The following is a 26,873-nucleotide window of genomic DNA, read 5'->3' as shown; positions in this document are numbered from 1 at the left end:
CGGTAAGTTAAATATAGTTTCTCTCATTCATTTTTTAAGGGTGCCATTTGCTTTCTGGTGCATTGTCTAGAAACATATTGCTAATTTCGGGGGTAACTTTCTCTCATGTATTAGCACTATTGATACTTTTATCGGGACCATTTGCGGGGTCAAAATCATCCGCTCCAGATTTTTTGATGGTAAATCTAGTAGGCAAAAGTACCTTGTCATCTCAGCAGAAAAAATCCCTGGCCGCACCCCAAATCAATACATCTTCTAGCAGTGAGAGCGATAGTTCCAGTGCTGTAAATGAGTCCCATGCGCATAGTGATAGTAAGGAGGCTGGACGTCTGGCAGTAGGCACGGCTAGACAGGCTATATACAGCCCCAAACCCCATTACCCCTTAGCCAGCAGACAGCTTAAGGAACAGGGTTTGGTCATTGCAAGATTATGTGTAAGTGAGCAAGGCCTTGTGCAAGAAGTTGGTATCACCCAAAGCTCAGGCTTTCAGGGTTTGGATCGCTCAGCCATCAAGGCTTTGACTCGGTGGAGATTTGCGCCAATTGCAATAGCCCCTGCTCAGGTTTCTTTGCAATGCTTTCAGACACCTATTCAATTTACCTTGGAAGGTTAGTGCTTGAACGAGAAAAATACCTTAGATCTTGATTCAAAATGTATTCGATCAAGCCAACTTTTGCCTAGATGCATTCTAAGCGAAACCTTATTGGGTCACACAAAGCAGATCTTCATCTTGCATGATGGGCATTCATATCAATTGCGCATCACTAAATTAGGGAAGCTCATTTTGACGAAGTAAATATGAATTAACTTACTAGCCAGCAAGAGCATTTTCATATGCATATAGCCAGCGATTTTTTGTTTTTATCACTGGAGATGGTATATGAAGCATCAAGAAGTTTTTCGTCCTCGAAATCGGTTGGCCTGGTTTTCATCGTTTGTATTGTTATATGGAGGATCTTTTTCAGTTTGGGCTAATGCTCAAGATATTGAGTTACCTAGGATTGATATTGTTGGGCGAGAGGAAAAGGCCCTTTATAAAATTCCAGGAACGGTTGATGTTATTGACCAAAAGAAGATGGAGGAGTTGCAACCTCAATCCTTGCAGGACGTCTTAAAGACGATTCCTGGCGTCAATATTCGTGGTGATGAAGGCGGCTTAGGAGCCATTCCGAATATTGGTATTCGTGGCTTAGGCCCAGGTCGGAGCACAAAAGTATTGCTCCTGGAGGATGGAGCTCCAATTCAACCAAGCCTCTTCATTTCCAATGCCTCCTATTACAGCCCACCTGTAGAGCAAATCGACGGGATTGAAGTTTTAAAGGGCGCATCGGGCCTGAAATATGGCCCATCCAATATTGGTGGCGTAGTAAATTACCTTAGTAAAACACCTGCTCCAGGATTTAAGTTAACCGGCAAAGTGGGCAACTACGGATATCGTTTAGCAGAGCTTGAGGCAGGGGGAAAATCATCATCGAATGGCGCCATTGGAGGAATAAATCTGATTCAATCTGAGTCCAATGGATACCAAGGCAATGGTTTCAAGATGTACGACATCTTGGTGAAAGGGGGAATGGAGATTTCGCAGAATCAGTGGTTAAGTGTGAAATACACACATTACGATAACAATATCAATACCTCATATGTGGGTCTACGCCCAAATCAGTACAGCAATCAATCAAAAGATAATCCAGCGCCAAATGACCGCTTCATTACTCAAAGAAATGGTGTAGATCTCAATCATGCTATCGAAATTAGTCCAGAGACCAAAATCAATACCTTGATGTATTGGAGTAGGTTATCTAGAGATTATTGGCGGCAAAGTATTGTTAAGCGCACGCAGGAATCGACAGTCTTTAGAGCTTGCAACGTTGGTGCTGATTGCCTGATTGGGCGAAATCGAGAGTTTCAAATGTTAGGCATCGATTCTCGGGTAAGCCATGCCTATAAGGCTCTGGGGATTTCCAATGAAGCAGAGTTTGGATTGCGCTTGCATACCGAATCTCAAATCAATCAAGTATTGAGTTCCAAAACTCTCACCTATTCTGGTCGACTCACTTCGCAGGAAGATAACAAGGCTAATTCAGTGTCGGTCTATGCGCAAAACCGTTTCTTGCTGAGCAAAGACTTTGCCCTTATTCCTGGGGTACGAGTGGAAAGTTATAACCAGACCCGTTCAAATGCTGCTACTGGAAAAGCTGGTAGCGCCAAGAATGTAGAAACTATTCCACAAATTGGTGCTACCTGGCAGCTTGTTCCCCAAGTGCAGGCGTACGGTAGTGTTTATAAAGGTTTTGCGCCAGCACAGTTAGCCACCGCAATTGATGACAAAGGAGTTGATCAGCAGTTAGCCCCAGAACGCTCAACCAATACGGAGCTTGGTCTGCGTGGTCGCTCTGGCGCCTTTACTTATGATTCAGCTATTTTTAGCATGAACTTCAGCAATCAAATTGTGAATCAGAGCTTAGCTGCCGGAATTTCTAAAGCCAATGGCGGTAAAAGTTTGCATCAAGGTGCTGAGATGTCCTTGGCTTATGCGCTAGGAGGAGGATGGGGCATTAATGGTAATGCTACTTACATCCCGGTGGCTAAGTTTGTTGGCACGAGCTCTTTGGGGCGAGATGGTAATCGCATTCCGTACACGCCTAAATTAACTTCAAATTTGGGTGTTAGCTACGAAAAGAATGGCTTCAATACTTTAGTCAATCTGAATTATCTTTCTGCTCAATATGCGGATTCAGCAAATACAGTTGCGCAAAATGCTATTGGAACTTTAGGCGAGGTCCCAGCCTTTGCAACAGTGAATTGGAGCGCTAACTACGCTATTAACAAAGATTGGAAAGTGTTTGGGGTGATTAATAATGTATTTGATAGACGGTATATATCTAGCAGGAGTCCAGATGGAATCTTTGCGGGAGCACCTCTCAATTTCCAAGCTGGTATGAGCTATCAATTTAATTGATAAGAATAGGCGATTTCTGAATTAAAGAAAAACGCCACCTCGATGGGTGGCGTTTGACTGTTACTTCAAAATGGTGGAACCGGCGGGAATCGAACCCGCGTCCGCAAATCCTCCACAACAAGTTCTACATACTTAGTCATATCATTTAATTTAGCCAGCTAGGCACGGATTGACACGTTCCACGCTGACGATTCACTAAGTTTTCGAATCATTCCCCGTGACATGAAATGATCTTATCTCTTGTAAATGACCCTGATCTAGCTTGCGCTAGCTGACCCAAGAGAGAATCAGTTCAGGGGCAACCGCAATTAAGCGGCTAGTGCGAAACGTTCGTCGTTTGCAGTTAAAACATTCCCATTGATTTACGAGATAACGGGTCCTCGGTATGCCCTTGATGCTTTGTAACCCACGTCGAAACCATGTCGGTCCCAGATTGCATGCTTAGGAAGCTCTATTTTAAAGCCGCCAGCTTTAAATTGTTGAATATCTTTTATTCCCTATTGGGAAAGATGATTTGCAGTAGCTCGAGAGGCTTATTGACGATGTAATCGGCTCCCCAAGCCTCTGGAGGCTCTTTACAGCCACAGTAGCCATATGCGGCTGCGACAGTCTTCATTCCTGCCGCTTTGCCTGCTAGAACATCTCTAATGTCATCGCCCACATAAAGCGATTTTGTAGGATCTACTTTAGCTATTCTAGCGGCGTGCAAGATAGGTTCAGGATGGGGTTTTGAATACGGTGTTGTATCGCCAGAAACGGTGGAAATAGCTCGTTGGCGCAAACCCATTAATTCAGTAAGAGGGTTGGTGAAACGCTCACTTTTATTTGTAACAATGCCCCAGGGGAGCTTGGCTTGATCCATTTGATCGAGTAAATGGCTCATGTCATCGAATAATTTACTCTCTACCAGCAATGCTTTTTCATAATTACTGAAAAATTCATCGCGCAATAGAGTGAAATCCGCATGATCGGGGCTAATGCCAAAGGCGCCTTCGAGTAATCCGCGAGCACCAGCCGATGCATAGGGGCGCAGAAATTCATAAGGCTTAGGCTTAAGATTACGTGCAACCAGCAATTGATTGGTTGCCGCTACTAAATCAGGTGCGGTATCAGCTAACGTGCCATCTAAATCAAAAAAGATTCCGGCGTATGGGCTTAAAAGATTTCTCATGTATTGAATTATTTACGAACGGCAATCATATAGTTCACATCGACATCATCATTCAGGCTATAGACCTGAGTGAGTGGGTTGTAGCTCATACCCTTCATGCCGAGCATTTCTAAGCCTGCATGACGTGTAAAAGCAACGAGTTCAGAGGGTTTGATGAATTTAGCGTATTCGTGAGTACCTCTGGGTAGTAATTTCAGAATGTATTCAGCGCCAATAATGGCAAATAAGTAGGACTTAGGGCTGCGGTTGAGGGTGCTAAAAAATAACGTGCCACCAGGCTTACAAAGTTTGGCGCAAGCGCGCACCACTGAAGCTGGGTCCGGTACATGTTCAAGCATCTCCATGCAAGTCACTACATCGTATTGTTCGGGCTGCTCATCAGCCAACGCTTCGGCCGAGATAGAGCGATAGGTGAGGTTTGCGCCCACTTCTAATGCGTGCAATTCAGCAACCTTAAGTGCTTTTTCTGATAAATCAATACCGGTTGTGTCTGCGCCTGATTGAGAAATGGATTCCGCCAAGATGCCGCCGCCGCAACCAATATCAACAACCTTCTTGCCTTCCAGGCTAACAAAGGACTTAATCCAGTTCAAGCGCAGTGGGTTGATGGCATGCAGGGGTTTGAATTCACTATTAGGGTCCCACCAACGATGGGCTAGAGCGCTAAATTTGGCGATTTCTGACTGGTCGACGTTCATATGAATTGCTTATCTGTAAGGCTATAGGAGAAGTTTATGAATATAGCGGAAATAAAAAAGCCCGCTAGAAGCGGGCTTTTTTACAAGTAAAGTGAATTACTTAGCTGCTGTACCAACAACTTCGATGTCAGTACGGCGGTTCTTAGCGCGGCCTTCAGCAGTTGCATTTGATGCAACTGGATTGCTCTTGCCTTTTGATTCTGTGTAGATACGGCTACCGTCAACACCTTTGCTTGTCAGGTAAGTCTTAACTGACTGAGCACGACGCTGACCGAGGGCCATGTTGTATGCATCTGTACCAACGCTGTCAGTGTTACCTACAGCGATGATTACTTCTAACTTAATTTTCTTCAAGTCAGCAGCGATCTTGTCCAATGTAGCTTTACCTTCTGGTTTCAAATCAGACTTATTGAAGTCATAAAGTGTGTCAGCTTGCAAAGTGATTTTGCTTTGGCTAACGCCAGCAGCAGCAGCAGTCAACGCACCGTCACAACCTTTAGCTGCAGTAGCAGGTGTCCAGTTGTTATCGCGCCAGCACAATGTGCCATCGCCGTTTTTCCAGTTTAGGGCGCCATCGCCGTTTTGCCAGTTATCAGAAGCCATCGCTGCAGTAGCAGAAACAGTAATAACAGAAGCGAGCAACACTCTTAGGGTTTTGTTCATTTTTAGTCCTCAAAAATCTCTTTTTTAATTAAAGTCAAACTTAAATGTAATTCGCCCTACCTTGATGCAAAAACTGCAAAGCGACACATCTCAATTTCGTACAAACTGACAGAATCTTAGCATAGGGCCTACCTGTCATCAAAATGATATTATTTCTAGATGGAACAAGCCGCTAAAGAAACACTACCAATATCCCTCGAAGACGAAATGCGGCGGTCCTATTTGGACTACGCAATGAGCGTCATCGTCGGCAGAGCCCTGCCAGACGTGCGTGACGGCCTCAAGCCGGTTCACCGCCGGGTCTTATTCGCAATGTATGAATTAAACAACGATTGGAACCGAGCTTACAAAAAATCTGCCCGCATAGTTGGCGATGTAATCGGTAAATACCATCCGCACGGTGATTCTGCGGTGTATGACACGATCGTTCGGATGGCCCAGGACTTCTCTCTGCGCTATATGCTGGTTGATGGGCAGGGTAACTTTGGCTCCGTAGATGGCGATAACGCTGCTGCAATGCGCTATACCGAGATCCGCCTGCGCAAGATAGCTCATGAGCTTTTGGCCGATTTGGACAAGGAAACTGTCGATTTTGGGCCGAATTACGACGGTAGCGAGAAAGAACCCTTGATTCTGCCTGCCAAAGTGCCTAATTTGCTCATAAATGGCAGTTCTGGCATTGCTGTAGGTATGGCGACCAATATCCCCCCTCATAACCTCGATGAGGTGGTTACAGCCTGTTTGCACGTGCTGCACAACCCTGAATGCACAATTGATGAGCTCATTGAGATCATCCCAGCCCCGGATTTCCCAACCGCCGGCATCATTTATGGCGTTCAAGGGGTTCGCGAGGGTTATCGCACTGGCCGCGGCCGTGTGGTTATGCGCGCTAAGACTCACTTTGAAGATTTGGATAAGGGCGCGCGTCAAGCCATCATTGTTGATGAGTTGCCGTACCAGGTAAATAAAAAGAACTTGCTCGAGCGCATCGCTGAGTTAGTGAATGAGAAAAAAGTAGAAGGTATTTCTGATTTACGTGATGAATCAGATAAATCCGGTATGCGCGTTGTTATCGAATTGAAGCGCGGTGAAGTGCCTGAAGTTGTTCTTAATAATTTATATAAGAGTACACAGCTCCAAGATAACTTCGGTATGAACATGGTGGCATTGGTAGATAACCAACCACGCTTGTTGAACTTGAAGCAGATGCTTGAGTACTTCTTGCAGCATCGTCGTGAAGTAGTGACACGTCGTACGATTTTTGAATTGCGTAAAGCACGTGATCGTGGCCATGTCTTAGAAGGTTTGGCTGTTGCATTGGCAAACATCGATGAGTTCATTGCGCTTATTAAAGCTGCTGCGAACCCTGTGATTGCTAAGCAAGAATTGATGGGCAAAGCTTGGGATTCATCGATGGTGCGTGAGATGTTGGCACGTGCTGAGACAGATACGCCAGGCGGCCGTAACGCCTATCGCCCAGAAGGATTGTTGCCTGAGTATGGTATGCAAACTACTGGCTTATATCGTCTCTCTGATAGTCAGGCGCAAGAAATTTTGCAGATGCGCTTGCAACGCTTGACTGGTCTTGAGCAAGACAAGATTGTTAACGAATACAAAGAAGTGATGTCAGAGATTTCTGACTTACTTGATTTGTTAGCAAAGCCAGAGCGTGTCACTCAAGTGATCGAATCCGAGTTGAAAGAAGTTCAAGCGGAGTTTGGTATTGCTGGTGGCGACACAGGTCGTCGCTCATTCATTGAGATGAATGCCACTGAACTCTTCACAGAAGATTTGATTACACCGCAAGACATGGTGGTGACGCTTTCAAATACTGGTTACATGAAGAGTCAGCCACTGAGTGAATACCGCGCACAAAAACGTGGTGGTCGCGGCAAGCAAGCTGCAGCCACTAAGAATGAAGATTGGATTGATACACTTTTCGTTGCGAACACCCATGACATTATTTTGTGCTTCTCCGATCGCGGTCGGATGTATTGGCTCAAAGTTTGGGAAGTGCCGCAAGGTAGTCGCACCTCTCGTGGCAAGCCAATCGTCAATATGTTCCCGTTAATTGAAGGCGAGAAGATCACTGTGATTCTGCCAATTAAGGGCTATCAAGATGATCATTACGTCTTTATGGCTACTAGCCTGGGCACTGTGAAGAAGACTCGCTTGTCGGATTTCTCAAATCCACGTAAGGCCGGCATTATTGCGGTTGACTTGAATGAAAACGACTTCTTAGTTGGTGCGGCGATTACTGATGGTCAGCACGACGTCATGTTGTTCTCTGACGCCGGTAAAGCAGTGCGCTTTGATGAGAATGATGTTCGCCCAATGGGTCGTACCGCACGCGGTGTGCGTGGCATGAACTTAGGCGAAGGTCATCAAGTGATCGCTATGTTGGTTGCTCCCGCAGAAGCTGCAGAAGGCGTTGAAGAGGCTGTGGTGGATGCAAACGGCATTGCAATTCCAAGTAGCGTATTGACGGCTACAGAGAATGGTTACGGTAAGCGTACGCCAATCGCTGAATATACGCGTCATGGTCGCGGTACGAAGGGCATGATTGCCATTCAGACTTCAGAGCGTAACGGTAAGGTGGTTGCTGCTGCCTTGGTATCTCCAGAAGATCAAATTATGTTGATCACTACTGGCGGCATCTTGGTACGTACCCGTGTTTCTGAAATCCGCGAAATGGGACGGGCCACTCAAGGCGTTACCTTGATCAACGTTGATGAAGGCACTCGCTTATCAGGCTTACAGCGTATTGCTGAGAGCGATTCGGACGAAGAGGTTGATGCTGATGGCGCAGAAGAAGGTGATGTATCCGCTGATCCAGATACCGACTCTAATGACGATACGGTAGGTGACGCTTAAGCGTCACCTTTAGACTAGACACATCATGACTTTTGACCGCCGCATTTTCAATTTCGCTGCGGGGCCCGCTACTTTGCCTGAAGAGGTGCTGAAGCAGGCTGCCGATGAAATGCTCAATTGGCGTGGGCTCGGTACGAGCGTGATGGAGATCAGTCACCGCAGTAAAGAGTTCATGGAAGTGTATGAAGAGGTGGTGCAAGATTTGCGCACCCTCATGAATATTCCTGATAATTATGAAATTTTGCTCTTACAAGGCGGTGGTCTTGGACAAAATGCAGCCATCCCCATGAACCTGATGCCTTTGGCCAAGAACGGACCGAGGGCGGATTACATCGTTACTGGCGTGTGGTCAGACAAATCCTATAAAGAAGCGCAGAAGTATGGCGCTGCAAATTTAGCCGCCTCTTCAGCCGCAGAAAAATTCAATACCATTCCGGCAAGATCAACTTGGAAGTTATCTGGTGATGCTGCTTATGTTCTCTACTGTGCCAATGAAACGATTGGTGGTGTTGAGTTCCCAGACGTGCCGGATGTTGGTGATGTTCCACTAGTTGCGGATATCTCTAGCAATATCCTTTCTAAAGAGATGGATGTAAGCAAGTGCGCCGTTTGGTTTGGTGGTGCGCAAAAGAATATCGGCCCTTCTGGCGTGACGATTGTGATTGTGCGTAAGGATTTAATTGGTCATAGCATGGGCATTACTCCCACGATTTGGGATTGGGCTGTGCAGGCCAGTACACAGTCGATGATCAATACGCCGCCGACATTTTCGATCTATATGGCTGGCCTAGGCTTTAAGTGGCTGCTTAAGCAAGGCGGAGTGAAGGCCATTGAAAAGCGCAATCAAGAAAAAGCGGATTTACTCTATAACTTCTTAGATCAAAGTAGCTTGTATGAGAATCGTGTCACCAAAGAATATCGCTCACGCATGAACGTGACTTTCTTCTTAAAAGATGAGAACCAGAATGCAGAGTTTTTGGCGCAATCAAACGCAGCTGGCTTGGTTGCCTTGCGTGGCCATAAAGCTGCAGGCGGTATGCGTGCCAGCATCTATAACGCAATGCCAATTGAGGGTGTAAAAGCCTTAGTTGAATTTATGCGCGACTTTGAAAGGCGGGCTTAATGAGTACTGAAGAACAGCGCTTAGCGCCCTTGCGGGAAAAAATTGACACGCTCGATGCGCAGATCTTGGATTTACTCACCCAGCGTGCACAAGCTGCGCAAGAAGTAGGCCATGTTAAAGGCGGCTTCGCATCACCAGTATTTCGTCCTGAGCGTGAGCGCCAAGTTGTAGCACGCCTTCAAGAGATTAATAATGGCCCATTACTTTCAGATGGTATTGCTGCTATCTGGCGCGAAGTGATGTCTGCATGTAGAGCTTTGGAAGCTCGCCAAACCATTGCTTACCTTGGTCCAGTAGGAACATTTTCTGAGCAAGCAGCACAAACCTATTTTGGTCATTCCATCGCTGGCTTACCTTGCGCTAGTTTGGATGAAGTTTTTAAAGCGGTAGAAAAGGGCGCGGCACAATTTGGCGTAGTGCCTGTTGAGAACTCTAGTGAAGGTGCGATTTCTCGCACGTTGGATTTATTGCTTGACTCTTCTATGCGTATTAGCGGCGAAGTCGTATTGCCAATTCGTCATCACTTATTGACTAAGAGTGGCAAGCTTGATGGTGTAACGACCGTTTGCGCTCATGCTCAAGCATTGGCTCAGTGCCAGCAATGGTTAAGTGTGCATGCTCCACAATTAAAGCGTCAAGCAGTGAGTAGTAATGCGGAGGCTGCTCGCATGGCGGCAAGTGATCCTACTCTGGCTGCAATTGCTGGCGATCCTGCTCAAGAAGCTTATGGCTTGCAAGCAGTGGCTGCAGAGATTCAGGATGATCCACACAATCGTACCCGTTTTGTTGTGGTCGGTAACTACGCCTGCCAGCCAACCGGTAAAGATCAGACCTCTTTAGTGCTCTCTGTTGATAACCAGCCTGGTGCCGTCCATCGTTTATTGGCGCCTTTGGCAAAGCATGGCGTCTCTATGAATCGCTTCGAATCTCGTCCTGCACGCAAAGGTACTTGGGAGTATCACTTCTATATTGATATAGCTGGCCATGCAGATGATGCGAAAGTAGTGAAGGCGCTTGAAGAGTTAAAAGGGGTTGCAGCGTTCTATAAGAACCTTGGCTCTTATCCTCACTCTACTTAATCCAAGATTAACTGTAAATAACTACGACATTAGTAAATAAATTAGTAAAGCTCGCATGACACCCAAGATTGGCTTAAAACATATTCACGCAATTGCCCCTTATGTTGGTGGGCGACCTATTAGTGAAGTTGCGCGCGAGTATGGTTTGGATGAAAGCAAAATTGTGAAGCTGGCTTCTAATGAAAATCCATTGGGCATGCCTAAGTCTGCCCAAGATGCCATGCTTAAGGCTGCGAGTGATTTAGGTCGCTACCCAGATTCCAATGGTTTTGAATTGAAGAATGTTTTGGCTGATCGATTGGGTGTGCCAACTGATTGGATCACCTTGGGTAATGGCAGTAACGATATTTTAGAATTGGCTGCACGTGCAGTAGCACAAGCAGGCGATGAGGTGATCTTCTCAAGGCACGCTTTTGCTGTTTATCCTTTGGCTACCCAGGCTGTTGGCGCCAAGGCAATTGAAGTGGCTGCTACTGATATTTATGGCCACGACCTACCAGCCATGTTGGCGGCAATCAAAGCATCTGGCGACAAGGCGAAGTTGGTGTTTGTGGCTAACCCCAATAATCCTACTGGTAGCTATTTGACGGCTAAAGAGATTGAAGACTTTTTAGTTGCAGTTCCGTCTAATGTAGTTGTTGTACTTGATGAAGCCTATAACGAGTACCTCACGCCTGAGCAACGCTACGATGCAATTGCTTGGGTAAAGCGCTTCCCTAATATGATTTTGTCGCGCAGCTTCTCCAAGGCTTATGGCTTGGCCGGTCTGCGCATTGGTTATGGCGTTGCACAACCCCACTTAACTGATCTTCTGAATCGAATTCGTCAGCCGTTTAATGTAAATAGTTTGGCTCAGGCTGCTGCTATTGCAGCCTTTCAGGACAAAGAATTTTTGCAGCAAGGTTTTGAGCTCAATCGCGCTGGTTATACCCAGCTCACCAAAGCTTTCGATGAACTAGGTTTACGCTATCTGCCCTCTGCAGGCAACTTTGTTCTTGTCAAAGTGGGTGATGATGACCAAGCTGGTACTCGTATTAATTTGGAATTACTTAAGCGCGGCATCATCGTTCGTCCAGTGGGTAACTATGGTTTGCCACAGTGGTTACGCATCTCGATTGGTTTGCCAGAAGAAAATGCAGCATTCATTGATGCTTTAAAACAAATACTTTCCTAATGACCATCATTAATCCAGCAAGCAATTACGGTACCGTCACCATCGTTGGAGTTGGTTTGATTGGCGCCTCTTTGGGTTTAGCGCTAAAGCGGGCTGGCGTAGTAACTCAGGTTTTAGGCGTTGGTCGCAGTAAAGAAAATTTAGAGCAAGCGCAAAAGATGGGTGCGATTGATGGTGTGGTGGATTTGGTTGAGGCAGCAAAACAATCTGATGTGATTGTGCTTTGCGTACCGGTAGCTCAAATGCGCGCTGCCTTTGAGGAGATGGAGCCGCATCTTGAGCCTCGCACCATGATTACTGATGCTGGTAGCACTAAGGGTGACGTCATCCTGGCTGCTAAAGAAGTATTGGGCAAGAAGGCTTGTCAATTTGTGCCAGCACATCCGATTGCAGGAGGTGCACAGCATGGCGCTGCGGCTGCTAAAGCGGATTTATTTCAAGGCAAGCAAGCCATTATTTGTCCTTTGCAGGAAAACTCACCTGAAGATACCGCCTTGATCGCTGGCTTTTGGGAATCTGTTGGTTCTGAGGTGAAAAAGATTGGTGTCGTGCAGCACGATGCGATTTACGCTGCTGTTTCTCATCTCCCACATCTACTGTCATATGCCTTAATGGCTAGCGTGGTGAACTCAGAAGATGCTGAGCAAAAGTTGAGCCATGTTGGTGCTGGTTTTAAAGATTTCACACGCATTGCTTCATCCAGCCCAGAGATGTGGCGCGATATTTGCTTGGGTAATCGCACCGCCATCCTAAAGGAATTAGATCAATATCTATTGATCGTCAACCACATGCGCAAACTCGTTGCTGAAGGTGATGGCGCAGGTTTGGAAAAATTATTCAACAAGGCGAGCAAAGCACGTCAAGACTTGGACGTCCTTTAATGAGCGGTTTACCAGATATTAGTATTGGGCCATTTCAGCTAGCGCAAGGCTCGATTGTGTTGCCAGGCTCGAAAAGTATTTCTAACCGCGCCTTGTTATTAGCAGCCTTATCCACCGGCACAACTACCCTCAAAAATTTATTAGATGCGGATGACACTCAGGTGATGCGCAGTGCCTTGCGTCAGCTCGGCTTATCTGTAACAGATAAAGATGACAAGGTATGCGTCGTTGAGGGTTGTGGTGGCAAGTTTCCAGTACAGGACGCAGACCTCTTTATGGGTAATGCCGGTACTGCGATGCGTCCGTTAACTGCCGCTTTAGCAATGCAAGGCGGCAACTACCGTCTATCTGGTGTTGCTCGCATGCACGAAAGACCTATTTGGGATTTGGTCGATGGTCTACGTCAAGTGGGCGCAAAGATCGACTATGAATTACAAGCAGGCTATCCGCCAATCAAAATCTTGGCGGCAGATATTCAGATTAAAGATGTTGTTAAGGTGCGCGGTGATGTATCAAGTCAGTTCTTAACAGCTTTACTCATGGCTTTGCCATTGGTGGCAAATGAGCCTGTGCGTATTGAAGTGATTGGCGAATTGATTTCTCGTCCGTACATCGATATCACTTTGAAGTTGATGGCGCGCTTTGGCGTAACGGTTGCTTGTCCTGATAAGCAGTCATTCATTATTCCTGCAAAACATTCTGATGTGGTTTACAAAAGTCCAGGTCAGTTATCCGTAGAGGGTGATGCTTCTTCTGCCTCCTACTTTTTGGCTCTAGGCGCCATAGGTGGTGGCCCAGTTAAGGTATTAGGGGTTGGCAAAGATAGTATTCAAGGCGATGTGGCATTTGCCGATGCGCTTGCGCTGATGGGTGCAAAAATTAATGCAGGCGAAGATTGGATTGAAGTGTCTGGCGTGAAAAATGCCAATGGCAAACTCAACGGCATCACGATTGATTGCACTGAAATTCCGGATGCAGCGATGACCTTGGCTGTGGCTGCATTGTTTGCAGAAGGCTCAACGCGTTTAAATAATATTGCTAGCTGGCGCGTTAAAGAAACAGATCGTATTGCCGCAATGGCAAAAGAATTAAAGAAGGTTGGTGCAATCGTTGAAGAGGGTGCGGATTACATCGTGGTTCAAGCTCCCACTTCACAAAGCAACTGGAAATCACCAAGCGAAGGCATTGATACTTATGATGACCATCGCATGGCAATGTGTTTCTCGCTCGCTGCATTTGGTCCAAATGCACTCAAGATCAATGATCCGAATTGCGTTGCGAAAACATTCCCGACCTATTTCGCAGAATTTGCGAAAGTAGTTAGCCAAACCAAATCCTATTTATGAGTCCTTCACCAGTCATCGCAATTGACGGACCTACCGCCTCTGGTAAAGGTACGGTTGCCTCGCTCGTTGCAGAAAAGCTGGGCTTTCATTATTTGGATAGCGGGGCGCTCTACCGCTTAGTGGCTTTAGCCAGCGAAAAACAGAGAATTGACGTTAAAAATGGCTCAGAACTTGGACTTTTAGTCCCTAAATTATTGATTTCATTCAAAAATGGGCAGATTTTTCTGAATGGCGAGGATGTCACAGATGCTATTCGCACTGAAAATATAGGATTAAGGGCCTCCGCTTTAGCCGTCCACCCTGAGGTGAGATCTGCTTTAGTGGGCCTGCAGCGCGGTTTTCGCCAATCTCCTGGGCTGGTAGCCGATGGCAGGGATATGGCAAGTGTCATATTCCCAGACGCTGTTTTGAAGGTTTTCTTGACTGCAACGGCAGCTGCCAGAGCCGAACGTCGCTATAAGCAATTGATAGCTAAGGGAATTTCTGCTAAACTTGAGGACTTGCTGCAAGATTTGCAGGAGCGCGATGCCAGAGATAGTAGTCGAGGTACCGCACCCTTGTTAGTTGCAGATGGTGCGAAAGTGCTTGAAACATCAGATTTATCTATAGATCAAGCAGTTAAGACGGTTTTGGATTGGTATCAATCAACAATCGCCTAGTTCGTATGTAGTTGGCTGTAAGCAGTAGTTTTGGTGTCTTAAGAAACTCCACAACGCGACTTTTCATTAGCGTGTTTCTTGAAGACTTTTTTAACCTAACCCGTCAGGCCTTCTGGCGGCACAAAGTGAATACACATGTCTGAATCATTTGCAGAATTATTTGAAGAATCATTAACCCGATCGAATATGAAGACCGGCCAAGTTATTTCGGCTGAAGTTCTTCGCATCGACCATAACTTCGTCGTTGTTAACGCTGGCTTAAAGTCTGAAGCGTTTATTCCTGTTGAAGAATTCCATAACGACGCTGGCGAGATTGAAGTAGCTCCTGGCGATTTCGTTTCTGTTGCTATTGACGCTCTTGAGAACGGCTATGGCGACACCATCCTTTCCCGTGATAAAGCGAAACGCTTGGCATCATGGATGAACTTGGAAAAAGCGCTTGAGCAAGCGGAGATCGTTACCGGTACTGTTACTGGTAAGGTTAAAGGCGGCTTGACTGTAATGGTTAACGGTATCCGCGCATTCTTGCCTGGATCACTCGTTGATACACGTCCAATCAAAGATACCAGCCCTTACGAAGGTAAGACGATGGAGTTCAAGGTTATCAAGCTTGACCGTAAGCGTAACAACGTAGTGTTGTCACGTCGTGCAGTGGTTGAAGCTAGCCAAGGTGAAGAGCGTGCTAAGTTGATGTCTAACCTTAAAGAAGGCGCAGTAGTTACTGGCCTCGTTAAGAACATCACCGATTACGGTGCGTTCGTTGACCTGGGCGGTATCGATGGCCTCTTGCACATCACTGACTTGGCATGGCGTCGTGTGCGTCACCCAAGTGAGATGTTGACTGTTGGTCAAGAAGTTACCGCGAAGATTTTGAAGTTTGATCAAGAAAAGAACCGTGTTTCACTCGGCGTGAAACAGCTTGGTGATGATCCATGGGTTGGTATCGCTCGTCGTTACCCACCAAACACCCGTTTATTCGGCAAAGTAACTAACTTGACTGATTACGGCGCATTCGTTGAAATCGAATCTGGTATTGAAGGTTTGGTACACGTTTCTGAAATGGACTGGACTAACAAGAACGTTGCTCCAAGCAAAGCTACTGCATTAGGAACTGAAGTTGAAGTAATGGTTCTGGACATTGATGAAGACAAGCGTCGTATCAGCTTGGGCATCAAGCAGTGCAAAGCTAATCCATGGGAAGAGTTCTCACGTGCCCAACAAAAAGGCGATAAGTTAACTGGCGCAATCAAGTCTATTACTGACTTTGGTGTGTTCATTGGCTTGCCTGGCGGCATCGACGGTTTAGTTCACCTTTCAGACCTTTCATGGAATGAGCCAGGTGAAGAAGCTGTTAAGAAATACAAAAAAGGTGATGAAGTTGAAGCCACTGTATTGGCAATTGATGTTGAGAAAGAGCGTATCTCTCTCGGTATTAAGCAATTGTCTGGCGACCCATTCAACAACTACACATCTGTCAGCGACAAGGGTAGCCTCGTTACTGGTACTGTGAAGGCTGTTGATGCTAAGGGTGCAACAATTCACTTGGCTGATGAAGTTGAAGCTTACTTACGTGCTTCTGAGATCTCAACCGATCGCGTTGAAGATGCACGCAATGTATTGAAAGAAGGCGACAGCGTTACTGCAATGATCATTAATATTGATCGCAAGTCACGTGTTATCAATCTTTCAATTAAGGCAAAAGACAGCTCTGATCAACAAGATGCAATGAGCAAGCTCCAAGGTGATGCGCAGTCTGGCACAACCAATTTGGGCGCTTTGTTAAAAGCAAAATTGGACAATCAAGGCTAAATCAATATCGCCGCTTTCCACTAGGAAGGCGGCGATTTTTTATTGATAGATCATGACAGATCAAGAGCAACAAGCAATCACCCGCTCCGAACTAGTGGAGAGCCTCGCGGAACAGTTTCCGCAGCTTTTGCCTAGGGACGTGGAGTTAGCGGTAAAAACTTTGTTGGACACAATGACTCATGCTTTGGCTGAGGGCAAGCGTATCGAGTTGCGCGGCGTGGGAAGTTTTGTACTTCACCATCGTCCTGCACGCACTGGTCGCAATCCAAAGTCTGGTGAGAAAGTATTGATCCCAGAAAAACGCGTTCCGCACTTTAAGCCTGGCAAAGAATTGCGTGAGCGAGTAGACTACAAGCCGTTGAAGCAGGCGGGCCCCAAAGAGGGTTCTGGTGGCTAAGATTCAGGCTCAACCTCAGTGGTCCATTCGGGCCATTTTTTTATTTAAATTCTGCACGCTATGATTCAGATAGCTACTCCTTGGTTATTGCTGCTGCCAGTCATGTTTGGCATCGGTTGGTTAGCGGCCCGCTGGGACTTGCGTCTTGAAAACCGCATGGATGAGCGTGAGCGCATGCGTCAGCAGCGATCTACCTTTAAAGGTTTGAGTCTTTTGCTCAATGAGCAACCTGATCAAGCGATTGAAACCTTGGTCAAAATTGCCCAGTTAGATCCAGAGACTATTGAGTTGCATTTCTCATTAGGTAATTTATTTCGCCGTCGTGGTGAAACAGAGCGAGCTATTCGCATTCATCAACACTTAGCCAATCGCGATGATTTAAAACCACGTGATCGTGATCATGCTGCCTATGAGTTAGGTAGGGACTTTTTGCGCGCAGGCTTGCTTGACCGCGCCGAAGCCTCGTTAAATCGCGTAGGTGATGGCAAGTATGCCGAGCCTGCAAAAGAAAGCTTGTTGGAGATGTATCAAATTGAGCATGATTGGAAAAAAGCCATCATTGCTGCAAGTGAACTTGAAGGACTGCAAGGTAAATCGCATCATACTGAAATTGCTCAATTTCACTGTGAGCTTGGTCAAGAGGCTTTACGTCGCAAAGACTTGGTTGAGGCGGAGCAATCAATCCACCGTGCTCTACAGGCTGTCCCAAATCATGCACGCGCTTTGATCTTGCAAGGCGATTATTTGATGGCAATGGATCGCCCTGCTCAAGCGATTGAGGCTTGGAGTCTGATTGCCAGCTCTCACCCTGCTTATATGCATTTGTTGGCTGATCGTTGGATGGTTGCTCACGCAGCGGTTAATAAAGAGGGCGAGGGTTTGGATCGCCTCTGTGAATTGTTAAAAACTCAAGCCACTGGTGAGTTGCTCGATATTGTGCATAAGCACCTCATGAAAATTCGGGGTCCACAGACAGCAAGTGCGATGTTATCTGATGTCATGCAGCATTCGCCGACTTTGATTGCTTTGTCTAAGATGGCTGAAACTCGCCTTGCATTGGAGGAGGGTAGTGCCAGCCCAGAAAGACTCTTGGAATTACAGTCTATTCTGAATCTTTTGCGTCAGCGCACCACCAGCCTAGCTCGCTACACTTGTGGTAATTGCGGATTTAGAGCGAGAAGATTTTATTGGCAATGTCCTGGCTGTAATCATTGGGAGGCATACTCCCCGAGACGGAGTGAGGGTGCGGCACCTAGCGGCCCTTCCATGTAAAGATTTGGAGAGAAATTGAAAGTCACCATCATCGGTAGTGGTTACGTAGGCCTTGTTACTGGCGCATGCCTAGCTGAGCAGGGTAATAACGTCTTTTGTGTCGATGTCGATTCCAAAAAGATCGAGATTCTCAACTCTGGCGGCGTTCCTATTTATGAGCCTGGTCTTAAAGAGATGATTGAGCGCAATCGCGCTGCAGGTCGTTTACAGTTCTCTACTGATATTGCTGCCTCAGTTGCTCATGGTGAAATTCAATTTATTGCAGTAGGTACACCTCCAGATGAAGATGGCTCAGCTGATCTTCAATATGTCGTAGCAGCAGCGCGCAATATTGGTCGTCACATGACTACCCCTAAAGTGATTGTCGATAAATCGACTGTGCCAGTCGGTACTGCCGATAAAGTAAGTGCAGCGATTACCGAAGAATTAGAAAAAAGAAACTTATCTCCTGAGTTATGCTCTGTAGTCTCCAATCCTGAGTTCCTCAAAGAAGGTGCTGCAGTAGAAGACTTTATGCGTCCCGACCGCATTGTGATCGGTACTGAAAATACCCCAGCTGGATTGCACGCCAAAGAACAGATGCGTAAGCTCTACGCCCCCTTTAATCGTCACCATGAGCGTACCTACTACATGGATGTTAAAAGTGCTGAGCTCACTAAATACGCAGCTAATGCCATGTTGGCTACCCGCATTTCCTTTATGAACGAGCTGGCCAACTTGGCTGACTTAGTAGGCGCTGATATTGAAGCAGTGCGCCAAGGTATTGGTTCGGACTCTCGTATTGGTTATGGCTTTTTGTATTCAGGTACCGGCTATGGCGGCTCCTGCTTCCCTAAGGACGTGTCCGCCTTATCCAAAACCGCTAAAGAGCATGGGCGAGATCTCAAGATCCTGGATGCCGTAGAAGCTGTGAACGAATTGCAAAAGTACATTTTGGTCGAAAAGATCGAAAAGCGCTTTGGTAGTGACCTCAATGGTATGAAGTTTGCACTCTGGGGTTTAGCCTTTAAACCAAATACCGACGATATGCGCGAAGCACCTAGTCGTGTGATTATTCAAGAACTCGTTAAGCGTGGCGCACAAGTAGTAACTCATGATCCCGTATCGATGGCAGAAGCCAAGCACTGCTTAGATGTAGACTTTAAAGATAATCCAGCAGGCCTCAAACAAGTGTCGATGGTCGATGACCCGATGAGTGCATTAGATGGTGCTGATGCTCTAGTGATTGTGACTGAGTGGAAAGCCTTTAGAAGCCCAGATTTTGAGCAAGTGATGCAAAAACTCAAGCGCCCGGTGATCTTTGATGGCCGTAATCTCTATGAGCCCGCTTCTATGCAAGAATTGGGTATTGAGTACCACGGTATTGGTAGACATAATTAAAGTAGATGCAAATGGAAAAAGCAAACCGAGAACAGTTCTCTAAAGCCCGCTTATTAGTGGTGGGCGATGTCATGTTAGATCGCTACTGGTTTGGTGACACCAATCGTATTTCTCCTGAAGCTCCTGTGCCGGTGGTACAGGTAGGCAAGATTGATGAGCGTCTAGGCGGTGCTGCCAACGTAGCTCGTAATGTAGCTGCGCTCGACGCCAAAGCAACTATTTTGGGTATCGTTGGTAACGATGAGCCTGGTAAACGTGTGGTTGAGTTGTTAAAAGCGGGCGGTGTCGATAGTCAACTAGAAATTGATACCAATGTTCCAACGATTGTGAAGTTACGCGTCATTGCGCGTCAGCAGCAGTTAATTCGCCTGGACTTCGAAGAAACCCCTAGTCAAAAAGCACTTGCACATAAATTAGAGCGTTTTGAAAAACTCGTTGGTGCTGCTGACGTAGTAATACTATCGGATTACGGCAAAGGCGCATTGGGCCAAGTGGCTCATATGATTGAACAGGCTAGAGCACAAAATAAAATGATCTTGGTTGACCCTAAGGGCGAGGATTATGAGAAGTATCGTGGCGCTACTGTTTTAACGCCTAACCGCAGTGAATTGCGTCAAGTGGTTGGTCAGTGGATGAGCGAAGAAGACTTGACTAAGAAAGCCCAGGACCTTAGAAAGTCCCTTGACTTACAAGCCTTGCTGCTAACACGCTCTGAGGATGGGATGAGCTTATATACCGAATCCGGTGTGAGTCACGTTAAAGCGCAAGCTCGTGAGGTGTTTGATGTTTCTGGTGCTGGTGATACTGTAATCGCAACATTGGCTGTGGCATTAGCTGCGAAGTGGCCTTTAGAAAAAGCCATGGCGCTTGCAAACCGTGCAGGTGGAATCGTTGTTGGTAAGCTGGGAACTGCAACCGTTACTTCAGAGGAATTACAGTGACTATTATCGTAACCGGAGCAGCTGGATTTATTGGTGCCAATATTGTTCAAGCGCTCAATGTGCGTGGCGAGAAAAATATCATTGCAGTAGATGATCTTCGTCCTGCAGACAAGTATCGCAATCTTGCTGATTTAGACATTATTGATTACCTTGATAAAGACGAGTTTCTAGAGGCATTCAGAAGTGGTCGTTTTGGTAAGGTGAGGGCCGTGTTTCATGAAGGAGCTTGCTCCGACACCATGGAAACAGATGGTATTTTCATGATGGCGAACAACTATCGCTACACCATGGACCTGTTAGATATTTGTACTGAGCAAAAGGTTCAATTGCTTTATGCCTCTTCTGCGGCTACCTATGGTGGCTCAGATGTATTTGTAGAGAGCCGTGAGCACGAGAAGCCGCTTAATATTTATGGCTACTCCAAGTTTTTATTCGATCAAGTGATGCGAAAGCGTTTTGCAGAAAAGGCAAATACAGCACAGGTTGTTGGCTTTCGTTACTTCAATGTCTATGGTCCGCGTGAGTCACATAAGGGCCGTATGGCTTCGGTTGCCTTTCATCAGTACCACCAATACAAAGCCAAGGGTCATGTGAAATTGTTTGGTGAGTACGGTGGTTATGCGCCTGGTGAGCAAAGTCGCGACTTTGTATCAGTTGAAGATGTAGTCAAGGTAAACCTCTTCTTTCTGGACCACCCAGAAATCAGTGGCATCTTCAACTTAGGTAGTGGTCGTGCGCAACCGTTTAATGATGTAGCCCATGCGGTCGCTAACTCCATGCGTAAGCTGGATAAAGCAGCCCCTGCAAGCCTACAAGAATTGGTTAAAGAAAAAGCGATTGAGTACATTCCATTCCCGGATGCGCTCAAGGGCAAATACCAGTGCTTTACTCAAGCTGATCTCACCAAACTCAGAGCAGCTGGCTATACGGAGCCCTTCTTAAATGTTGAGCAGGGCGTAGGAAGATATATTGAGTGGTTGGAAGCCAATTCTGGTTTCTTGGCTAACCCTTTGTAAGTCAGTCAACAGAAGTAGTTTCTCTTCGTTGTAAACGATCCACGCACACTTTGTGTTCGTGGATTTTTTTATTCACTACCGGAGAGAAGATGACAAGAAATTTAAATGTAGATAAATTTTGGAATTTAGTTCGAGCTGCGGCTGCAACTTTCACCTTATTGGCTTCAAATACTGGGTTGGTATATGCCTCGCCCATTAATGTCAATACTGCCACTCAAACGGAGCTTGAGAGCATCAAGGGAATTGGTCCAGCTAAAGCAAAAACAATTATTGCTGAGCGTTTGGATGGCGGCCATTTTCAAGATGCCAATGACCTACAGAAGCGGGTTCGTGGCATTGGCATGAAATCGGTAGAAAAAATGGTGGATAACGGCTTAACGATTGAAGCCCCCAGCTCTTTTCGGGAGCCGAATGGTCGAACCAAGAAAGAGGGTGGGGCCTCTAGCCGACGCCATTCGCGTAATCAAGCTAGTCCTCGTAATCAGCAGGAGCGTATGGGAGCAAGTCGCAGAAATTAAACCCTTCCGTGTGTAAGGCGGCTTATGGCTAAAATGGCTTCATGAGCAAACCTTCCTACCTTACTATTTCACAGACTGTGGGCAATACTCCCTTAGTTCGTTTGCAGCGTATTCCTGGTTTAGAAAACGACAACCGCAATAATGTGATCTTGGGTAAGTTGGAAGGAAATAATCCAGCCGGGTCGGTGAAGGACCGACCTGCGCTGTCGATGATTTCACGCGCACAAGAACGCGGTGAGATTAAACCTGGCGATACATTAATTGAGGCAACTAGCGGTAATACAGGTATTGCTTTAGCAATGACCGCAGCCATGCTCGGTTACAAAATGATTTTAGTCATGCCAGAAAATCAAAGCATTGAACGTCGTCAAAGTATGGCGGCTTATGGCGCTGAATTAATATTGACCGCAGCCTCTGGCGGCATGGAATTTGCCAGAGATTACGCCTTGCAGCTACAAAGAGAAGGACGCGGTAGATTGCTCGATCAATTTGCCAATCCTGACAATCCTAGAGCACATATAGAGACTACTGGGCCAGAAATTTGGCGAGACACTGATGGGCAGATTACCCATTTTATATCCGCCATGGGAACAACTGGAACCATCACGGGAGTCTCCACTTATCTGAAGTCCATGAATCCTGCGATTCAGATTATTGGCGCACAACCAGAAGAGGGCTCTCAAATTCCCGGCATTCGGAAGTGGGCGCCGGCATATCTGCCTAAGATTTATCAAGGTGATCGCGTTGATTTAATTGAGTATGTTTCGCAAGCAGATGCAGAGGAGATGGCGCGTCGCTTGGCAGCACAAGAGGGTATTTTCTGCGGCATTTCTGCTGGAGGTGCTTTGGTAGTGGCTTTACGTATAGCCCGTCAAGTTGAAAATGCCACGATCGTCTTTATTGTCTGCGACCGTGGTGACCGCTACCTATCTACCGGCGTTTTTCCGGCCTAAGACTTTGCTTTTTTCTTGGGGTTGGATTTCTTGGATTTAGACTTTTCAGTAGTTGCTTTTGGCCCACTGGCTTTGCTTGGGTTTTCTACTGGCACAACACTTTGGTTTTTATATCCTAGGGCTTGGGCAAACTCAGCAACACTTTGCGCATAGAAATAACTGCGGTTGTATTGCACTATCGTCAGAAAATTATTTAAGCCAACAAAATATTGCACTTGGTCTACACCATCTTTATCTGGATACGGTAGGTCAATGATGAAAGCTTTACTTTGTGGCTCTACACCACCACTTTGAAGATCGCCTTGTTGTTGAGTCAAGATTCCTTTTTCAATGAGCTCTTGAACCGTATATTTCAGCTGCGGCTCACCATCAGCCAATGCTTTCGCCTGACCAATACCATTAGCTTGAGCTGGAAATGAAATCGGCATACCGGGTTGCCAGCCATGTTTTTTCATGAAGTTGGCAACACTCGCAATAGCGTCCTTAGGGCTTTGCTTTAAATCAATTTGGCCATCGCCGTCACCATCGACTGCAAAGCTGCGAATACTGCTGGGCATGAACTGGGGTAGGCCGATGGCGCCAGCATAAGAGCTATTCTGATTTAGACAGGCATTAAAGCGTGCGCTATTGATGCCTTGACTGCTGTTCTTGGAGGGTAACTTGCCACCCGCCCCAGTCCAGCACATTAGGATGAGTTCTTTGAGTTGATCCTTGAAGAGCTGTTCGCGTGCAGGTTTGTTAGGGGTATCTGGGTAACTAAAGGCGAGAGTGGACAGAACGTCTTTCACTCTGAAATTGCCCGTTTGGCGCCCATAGATGGTTTCGATGCCAATAATGGCCACAATAATCTCAGCTGGCACCCCTGACTCTTGTTCAACTTGACTCAAAAAGGCTTGATTTTGATCCCAAAAGACCCTGCCAGCCTTAAGGCGTACAGGCTCAATAAAGCGTTTACGATAAGCCAGCCAGTTTTTCTTAAATGTACCCGATGGGGGTAATACCAATTTCCGAATTGAGGGAACCGTTTTAGCATCTAGGAAGCCCATTTCTAGGGCTGGGAGTGGGATTTCTTGGTTTTGTGAGACCTGGTTAAGGAGTTCGTTGAGGTTCTGGCTAAAACGCGCCTCGGTAGCGGCATCGTCAGTCTGGTTTACGATGGGCTGTTGCGATTGGGTTGGCTGCGTGGGGGTGCTAGAGCACCCTGCTAACGCAAGAGCAAGCAGTAAGTAGGAGACATGAAAGTTCATGCAGTAAGTATTGGATTTTCGAATGTTGAGCACGTTTAATTAGATTATAAAAATTACAAATTTGCTATTGAGGATTTCGAGTAATGACAACAGGATACATAACTCATCCAGACTTTCTGAAACATGAGATGGGAAGCCATCATCCAGAGTGTCCAGAGAGAATTCAGGCGATTAATGATCAGCTGATTCGCAGCGGTGTTGATCAATTTTTGCATCATTTAGATGCGCCATTGGCAACCGAAGACCAATTGGAATTGGTCCATAGTCCTGACCACGTATCTTTTGTTCGGGATCGTGCCCCAGAGAGTGGGTATTTCATGCTCGATGGTGACACCATCATGAATCCTCATACTTATAGAGCATCACTCAGAGCGGCAGGCGCTGCTATTGCAGGCGTAGATGCCGTGATGAAGGGTGAGGTTGAGAACGTATTTTGTGCCGTAAGACCGCCAGGACATCATGCGGAGCCAACGCGTTCTATGGGTTTTTGTTTATTTGATAACGTGGCGATTGCTGCGCGATATGCAATGGAAACATACGGCATTGAGCGTGTCGCCATCATTGATTTTGATGTCCATCATGGCAACGGTACTGAAGCTGCTTTTTTCAATGACCCTAATGTCTTGATGTGTAGCTTCTTCCAGCACCCTTTTTATCCATACAGCGGCCTTGATCATGCTAACAATATGGTGAATGTGCCTTTACCTGCGGCGACTCGAGGCGATGTGGTTCGCTCCATTGTGGAGGAGCAATGGTTGCCTGCTTTGCATAACTTTGAGCCTGAGCTCATTATGATTTCAGCAGGGTTTGATGCTCATCGCGAGGATGATTTGGGTCAGATGGGCTTGGTAGAGGACGACTATGTCTGGATTACCAAACGTTTAAAAGAAATTGCTAGCGACTATGCGCAGGGACGCATTGTGAGTTGCTTAGAGGGTGGTTATAACCTCTCGGCATTAGGCCGCAGCGTAGTGGCTCACATCAAGGCGCTTGCAGATATTTAATGAAGAATTTAGTAAAACAGAAATAGAAAGCTGAAGATGGCAAATATTTATGAACAAGGTTTGGCTCGTAATCCAGCTAACCACACCCCAATTACTCCGCTCTTATTTTTAGAGCGCTCCGCAGAAATTTACCCCAATAAAACTGCCGTTATTCATGGGAAGTTGCGTCAGACTTGGGGGCAAACTTATGAGCGTTGCCGTCGCTTGGCTAGTGCTTTGCAAAAACACGGTATTGGCTTGGGCGATACGGTGGCAGTGATGTTGCCTAACACCCCTCCAATGGTAGAGGCCCACTTTGGTATTCCGATGGCGGGCGCGGTTTTAAATGCCCTAAATACGCGTTTGGATGCAGAGACTGTGGCCTTTATGCTGAACCATGGTGAGGCAAAGGTAGTTATTGTTGACCCTGAATTTTCAGGGGTGATGAAAAAAGCGCTTGAGATTGCTAAGAAAGATTCTGGTCGTGATTTCTTGGTGGTGGATGTTGAAGAAAAAGAGTTTGATGTTCCTGGCGAGAGGTTAGGCAACCTCACTTATGAGAAATTACTCTCCGAAGGAGATTCTAACTTTGCATGGCAGGTTCCTGCAGATGAGTGGCAAGCGATTTGTTTGAACTATACATCTGGTACCACTGGTAATCCTAAGGGCGTGGTGTATCACCACCGTGGCGCTGCAATTAATGCCGTTTCCAATGTGCTGGACTGGGATATTAATAAGCATCCCATCTATCTCTGGACTTTGCCAATGTTCCATTGCAATGGTTGGTGCTTCCCATGGACGATTGCCGCTCGCGCTGGCATTAATGTCTGCTTGCGTCGGGTTGATGCGCAAAATATTTTTGCGGCCATTAAAGAACATGGTGTGACGCACTACTGCGCAGCACCCATTGTGCATAACCTATTAGTCAACGCGCCTGATGAGTTGAAGGTGGGAGTGCCCACAGGCGTCAAAGGCTTGATCGCGGGCGCCGCACCACCTGCATCCATTATTGAGGGCATGGAAAAGTTAGGATTTGATTTAACTCATGTCTATGGATTGACTGAAACCTATGGACCGGCAGCTGTGTGCGTCAAACAAGATGAGTGGAATGCTGTGGATATCGGTGAACGTGCTCGCTTAAATGCGCGTCAAGGTGTGCGTTATCACATGCAACAAGCAATCGCTGTTCTTGATCCAGAAACAATGAAGCCCGTCCCAGCGGATGGTGAGACCATTGGCGAAATTATGTTCAAGGGCAATATCGCGATGAAGGGCTACCTAAAAAACGAAAAGGCAACTCAAGAAGCTTTTGAAGGCGGCTGGTTCCACTCAGGTGACTTAGCAGTAATGAATCCAGATGGCTATGTGAAGATGAAGGACCGCAGTAAAGACATCATTATTTCTGGAGGTGAAAATATTTCATCTGTAGAGGTTGAGGATGTACTCTATCGACACCCAGCTATCAACGCTGCTGCAGTGGTTGCTAAGCCTGATCCTAAATGGGGTGAAACGCCTTGCGCCTTCTTGGAAATCAAACCTGGTTCAGAGGTGACTGCCGAGGAGATTATTGCCCACTGTAAAAAGCATTTAGCAGGCTTTAAGGTTCCGAGAGCTATTATCTTCTGTGAACTACCAAAGACCTCGACTGGCAAGATTCAGAAGTTTGAGCTTCGGAAACAGGCGGGTTCAGCCACCGCAATTGATGTTTAATTTGGCAAATATTCAGGTA

General features: G+C 46.4%; 23 protein-coding genes, 1 other RNA gene and 1 pseudogene. 20 read left to right on the top strand and 5 right to left on the bottom strand.

All coding sequences use genetic code 11. From position 1 onward, the window contains the following. Window positions 1-176 precede the first annotated feature (176 nt). The 3 genes from ICE90_RS09980 to ICE90_RS09970 all read left to right on the top strand — a co-directional run bounded on the left by ICE90_RS09980 (window position 177) and on the right by ICE90_RS09970 (window position 2,960). Window positions 177-614, top strand: coding sequence for an energy transducer TonB (locus ICE90_RS09980; RefSeq protein WP_216192315.1), 438 nt, complete (start codon window positions 177-179; stop codon window positions 612-614). Between the two features lie 3 nt (window positions 615-617). Next, window positions 618-797: a hemin uptake protein HemP gene (gene hemP / locus ICE90_RS10905; protein ID WP_215320585.1), complete on the top strand. Its 180-nt coding sequence runs from the start codon at window positions 618-620 to the stop codon at window positions 795-797. A gap of 84 nt (window positions 798-881) precedes the next feature. Then, entirely contained in the window at window positions 882-2,960 is a 2,079-nt protein-coding gene (locus tag ICE90_RS09970) for a TonB-dependent receptor domain-containing protein (RefSeq protein ID WP_216192314.1), read from the top strand. A 71-nt stretch (window positions 2,961-3,031) separates the two neighbouring features. Here ICE90_RS09970 and ssrA read toward each other — a convergent pair. From ssrA to ompA, 4 genes are all read right to left on the bottom strand, one after another. Continuing rightward, window positions 3,032-3,390: a transfer-messenger RNA gene (ssrA, locus tag ICE90_RS09965) on the bottom strand. A gap of 60 nt (window positions 3,391-3,450) precedes the next feature. Beyond that, window positions 3,451-4,131, bottom strand: coding sequence for an HAD family hydrolase (locus ICE90_RS09960; protein WP_216192313.1), 681 nt, complete (start codon window positions 4,129-4,131; stop codon window positions 3,451-3,453). 8 nt (window positions 4,132-4,139) lie between these two features. Beyond that, complete coding sequence (gene ubiG / locus ICE90_RS09955) at window positions 4,140-4,829, bottom strand: bifunctional 2-polyprenyl-6-hydroxyphenol methylase/3-demethylubiquinol 3-O-methyltransferase UbiG (protein ID WP_215320579.1); 690 nt, start codon at window positions 4,827-4,829, stop codon at window positions 4,140-4,142. A 96-nt stretch (window positions 4,830-4,925) separates the two neighbouring features. Then, complete coding sequence (gene ompA / locus ICE90_RS09950) at window positions 4,926-5,492, bottom strand: outer membrane protein OmpA (protein WP_215320577.1); 567 nt, start codon at window positions 5,490-5,492, stop codon at window positions 4,926-4,928. Window positions 5,493-5,651: 159 nt separating this feature from the next. Between ompA and gyrA the strand changes: the two genes are divergently transcribed. The 15 genes and pseudogenes from gyrA (at window position 5,652) to cysM (ending at window position 22,914) form a co-directional block, all read left to right on the top strand. Further along, window positions 5,652-8,366 carry a DNA gyrase subunit A gene (gyrA, locus tag ICE90_RS09945; protein ID WP_216192311.1) on the top strand — a complete coding sequence of 905 codons (2,715 nt, stop codon included), beginning with the start codon at window positions 5,652-5,654 and terminating at the stop codon, window positions 8,364-8,366. Window positions 8,367-8,391: 25 nt separating this feature from the next. Beyond that, window positions 8,392-9,489 (top strand): 3-phosphoserine/phosphohydroxythreonine transaminase, encoded by a 1,098-nt coding sequence (gene serC, locus ICE90_RS09940; protein WP_216192309.1) that lies wholly within the window; start codon window positions 8,392-8,394, stop codon window positions 9,487-9,489. Next, window positions 9,489-10,568 (top strand): prephenate dehydratase, encoded by a 1,080-nt coding sequence (pheA, locus tag ICE90_RS09935; protein WP_216192307.1) that lies wholly within the window; start codon window positions 9,489-9,491, stop codon window positions 10,566-10,568. The genes serC and pheA overlap by 1 nt, the downstream gene beginning before the upstream one ends. Window positions 10,569-10,623: 55 nt before the next feature. Next, window positions 10,624-11,742 (top strand): histidinol-phosphate transaminase, encoded by a 1,119-nt coding sequence (gene hisC / locus ICE90_RS09930; RefSeq protein WP_216192305.1) that lies wholly within the window; start codon window positions 10,624-10,626, stop codon window positions 11,740-11,742. Beyond that, window positions 11,742-12,623 carry a prephenate dehydrogenase/arogenate dehydrogenase family protein gene (locus ICE90_RS09925; RefSeq protein WP_216192303.1) on the top strand — a complete coding sequence of 294 codons (882 nt, stop codon included), beginning with the start codon at window positions 11,742-11,744 and terminating at the stop codon, window positions 12,621-12,623. Before hisC ends, ICE90_RS09925 begins: the two co-directional genes overlap by 1 nt. Beyond that, a complete protein-coding gene (gene aroA / locus ICE90_RS09920) occupies window positions 12,623-13,969 on the top strand; it encodes a 3-phosphoshikimate 1-carboxyvinyltransferase (protein WP_216192301.1) in 1,347 nt (448 codons plus the stop codon). Before ICE90_RS09925 ends, aroA begins: the two co-directional genes overlap by 1 nt. Continuing rightward, window positions 13,966-14,628: a (d)CMP kinase gene (gene cmk / locus ICE90_RS09915; protein ID WP_216192299.1), complete on the top strand. Its 663-nt coding sequence runs from the start codon at window positions 13,966-13,968 to the stop codon at window positions 14,626-14,628. The genes aroA and cmk overlap by 4 nt, the downstream gene beginning before the upstream one ends. Before the next feature lie 135 nt (window positions 14,629-14,763). Then, on the top strand, window positions 14,764-16,437 hold the full coding sequence (gene rpsA / locus ICE90_RS09910; protein ID WP_068324328.1) for a 30S ribosomal protein S1: 1,674 nt from the start codon (window positions 14,764-14,766) through the stop codon (window positions 16,435-16,437). Between the two features lie 52 nt (window positions 16,438-16,489). Continuing rightward, window positions 16,490-16,828 (top strand): annotated as a pseudogene (locus ICE90_RS09905) (integration host factor subunit beta); the annotation flags it as partial. A gap of 66 nt (window positions 16,829-16,894) precedes the next feature. Continuing rightward, window positions 16,895-18,106, top strand: coding sequence for a lipopolysaccharide assembly protein LapB (gene lapB, locus ICE90_RS09900; RefSeq protein ID WP_216192295.1), 1,212 nt, complete (start codon window positions 16,895-16,897; stop codon window positions 18,104-18,106). A 15-nt stretch (window positions 18,107-18,121) separates the two neighbouring features. Next, window positions 18,122-19,486: a UDP-glucose/GDP-mannose dehydrogenase family protein gene (locus ICE90_RS09895; protein ID WP_216192294.1), complete on the top strand. Its 1,365-nt coding sequence runs from the start codon at window positions 18,122-18,124 to the stop codon at window positions 19,484-19,486. A gap of 11 nt (window positions 19,487-19,497) precedes the next feature. Beyond that, the gene (rfaE1, locus tag ICE90_RS09890; protein WP_215320559.1) at window positions 19,498-20,427 is read left to right on the top strand and encodes a D-glycero-beta-D-manno-heptose-7-phosphate kinase; all 930 of its coding nucleotides are present in this window, start codon (window positions 19,498-19,500) and stop codon (window positions 20,425-20,427) included. Next, entirely contained in the window at window positions 20,424-21,443 is a 1,020-nt protein-coding gene (gene rfaD, locus ICE90_RS09885; protein WP_216192293.1) for an ADP-glyceromanno-heptose 6-epimerase, read from the top strand. Before rfaE1 ends, rfaD begins: the two co-directional genes overlap by 4 nt. 89 nt (window positions 21,444-21,532) lie before the next feature. Further along, window positions 21,533-21,961, top strand: a complete 429-nt coding sequence (locus tag ICE90_RS09880) for a helix-hairpin-helix domain-containing protein (RefSeq protein WP_251368451.1) — start codon at window positions 21,533-21,535, stop codon at window positions 21,959-21,961. Window positions 21,962-22,002: 41 nt separating this feature from the next. Next, the gene (gene cysM, locus ICE90_RS09875; RefSeq protein WP_215320555.1) at window positions 22,003-22,914 is read left to right on the top strand and encodes a cysteine synthase CysM; all 912 of its coding nucleotides are present in this window, start codon (window positions 22,003-22,005) and stop codon (window positions 22,912-22,914) included. On the opposite strand, the gene ICE90_RS09870 is transcribed toward cysM, so the two are convergent. Further along, window positions 22,911-24,161, bottom strand: coding sequence for a lytic transglycosylase domain-containing protein (locus ICE90_RS09870; protein ID WP_216192292.1), 1,251 nt, complete (start codon window positions 24,159-24,161; stop codon window positions 22,911-22,913). The two genes, cysM and ICE90_RS09870, sit on opposite strands and share 4 nt — an antisense overlap. Before the next feature lie 83 nt (window positions 24,162-24,244). Here ICE90_RS09870 and ICE90_RS09865 point away from each other — a divergent pair, with 83 nt between their 5' ends. After that, window positions 24,245-25,165, top strand: coding sequence for a histone deacetylase family protein (locus tag ICE90_RS09865; RefSeq protein ID WP_216192291.1), 921 nt, complete (start codon window positions 24,245-24,247; stop codon window positions 25,163-25,165). Window positions 25,166-25,201: 36 nt separating this feature from the next. Beyond that, a complete protein-coding gene (locus ICE90_RS09860; RefSeq protein WP_216192290.1) occupies window positions 25,202-26,854 on the top strand; it encodes an acyl-CoA synthetase in 1,653 nt (550 codons plus the stop codon). Window positions 26,855-26,873: the final 19 nt, after the last annotated feature.

The organism is Polynucleobacter sp. AP-RePozz3-80-G7, from assembly GCF_018882145.1.
In the GTDB taxonomy this organism is placed as follows: Bacteria; Pseudomonadota; Gammaproteobacteria; order Burkholderiales; family Burkholderiaceae; genus Polynucleobacter.
This window is presented reverse-complemented; position numbering and strand designations above follow the sequence as displayed.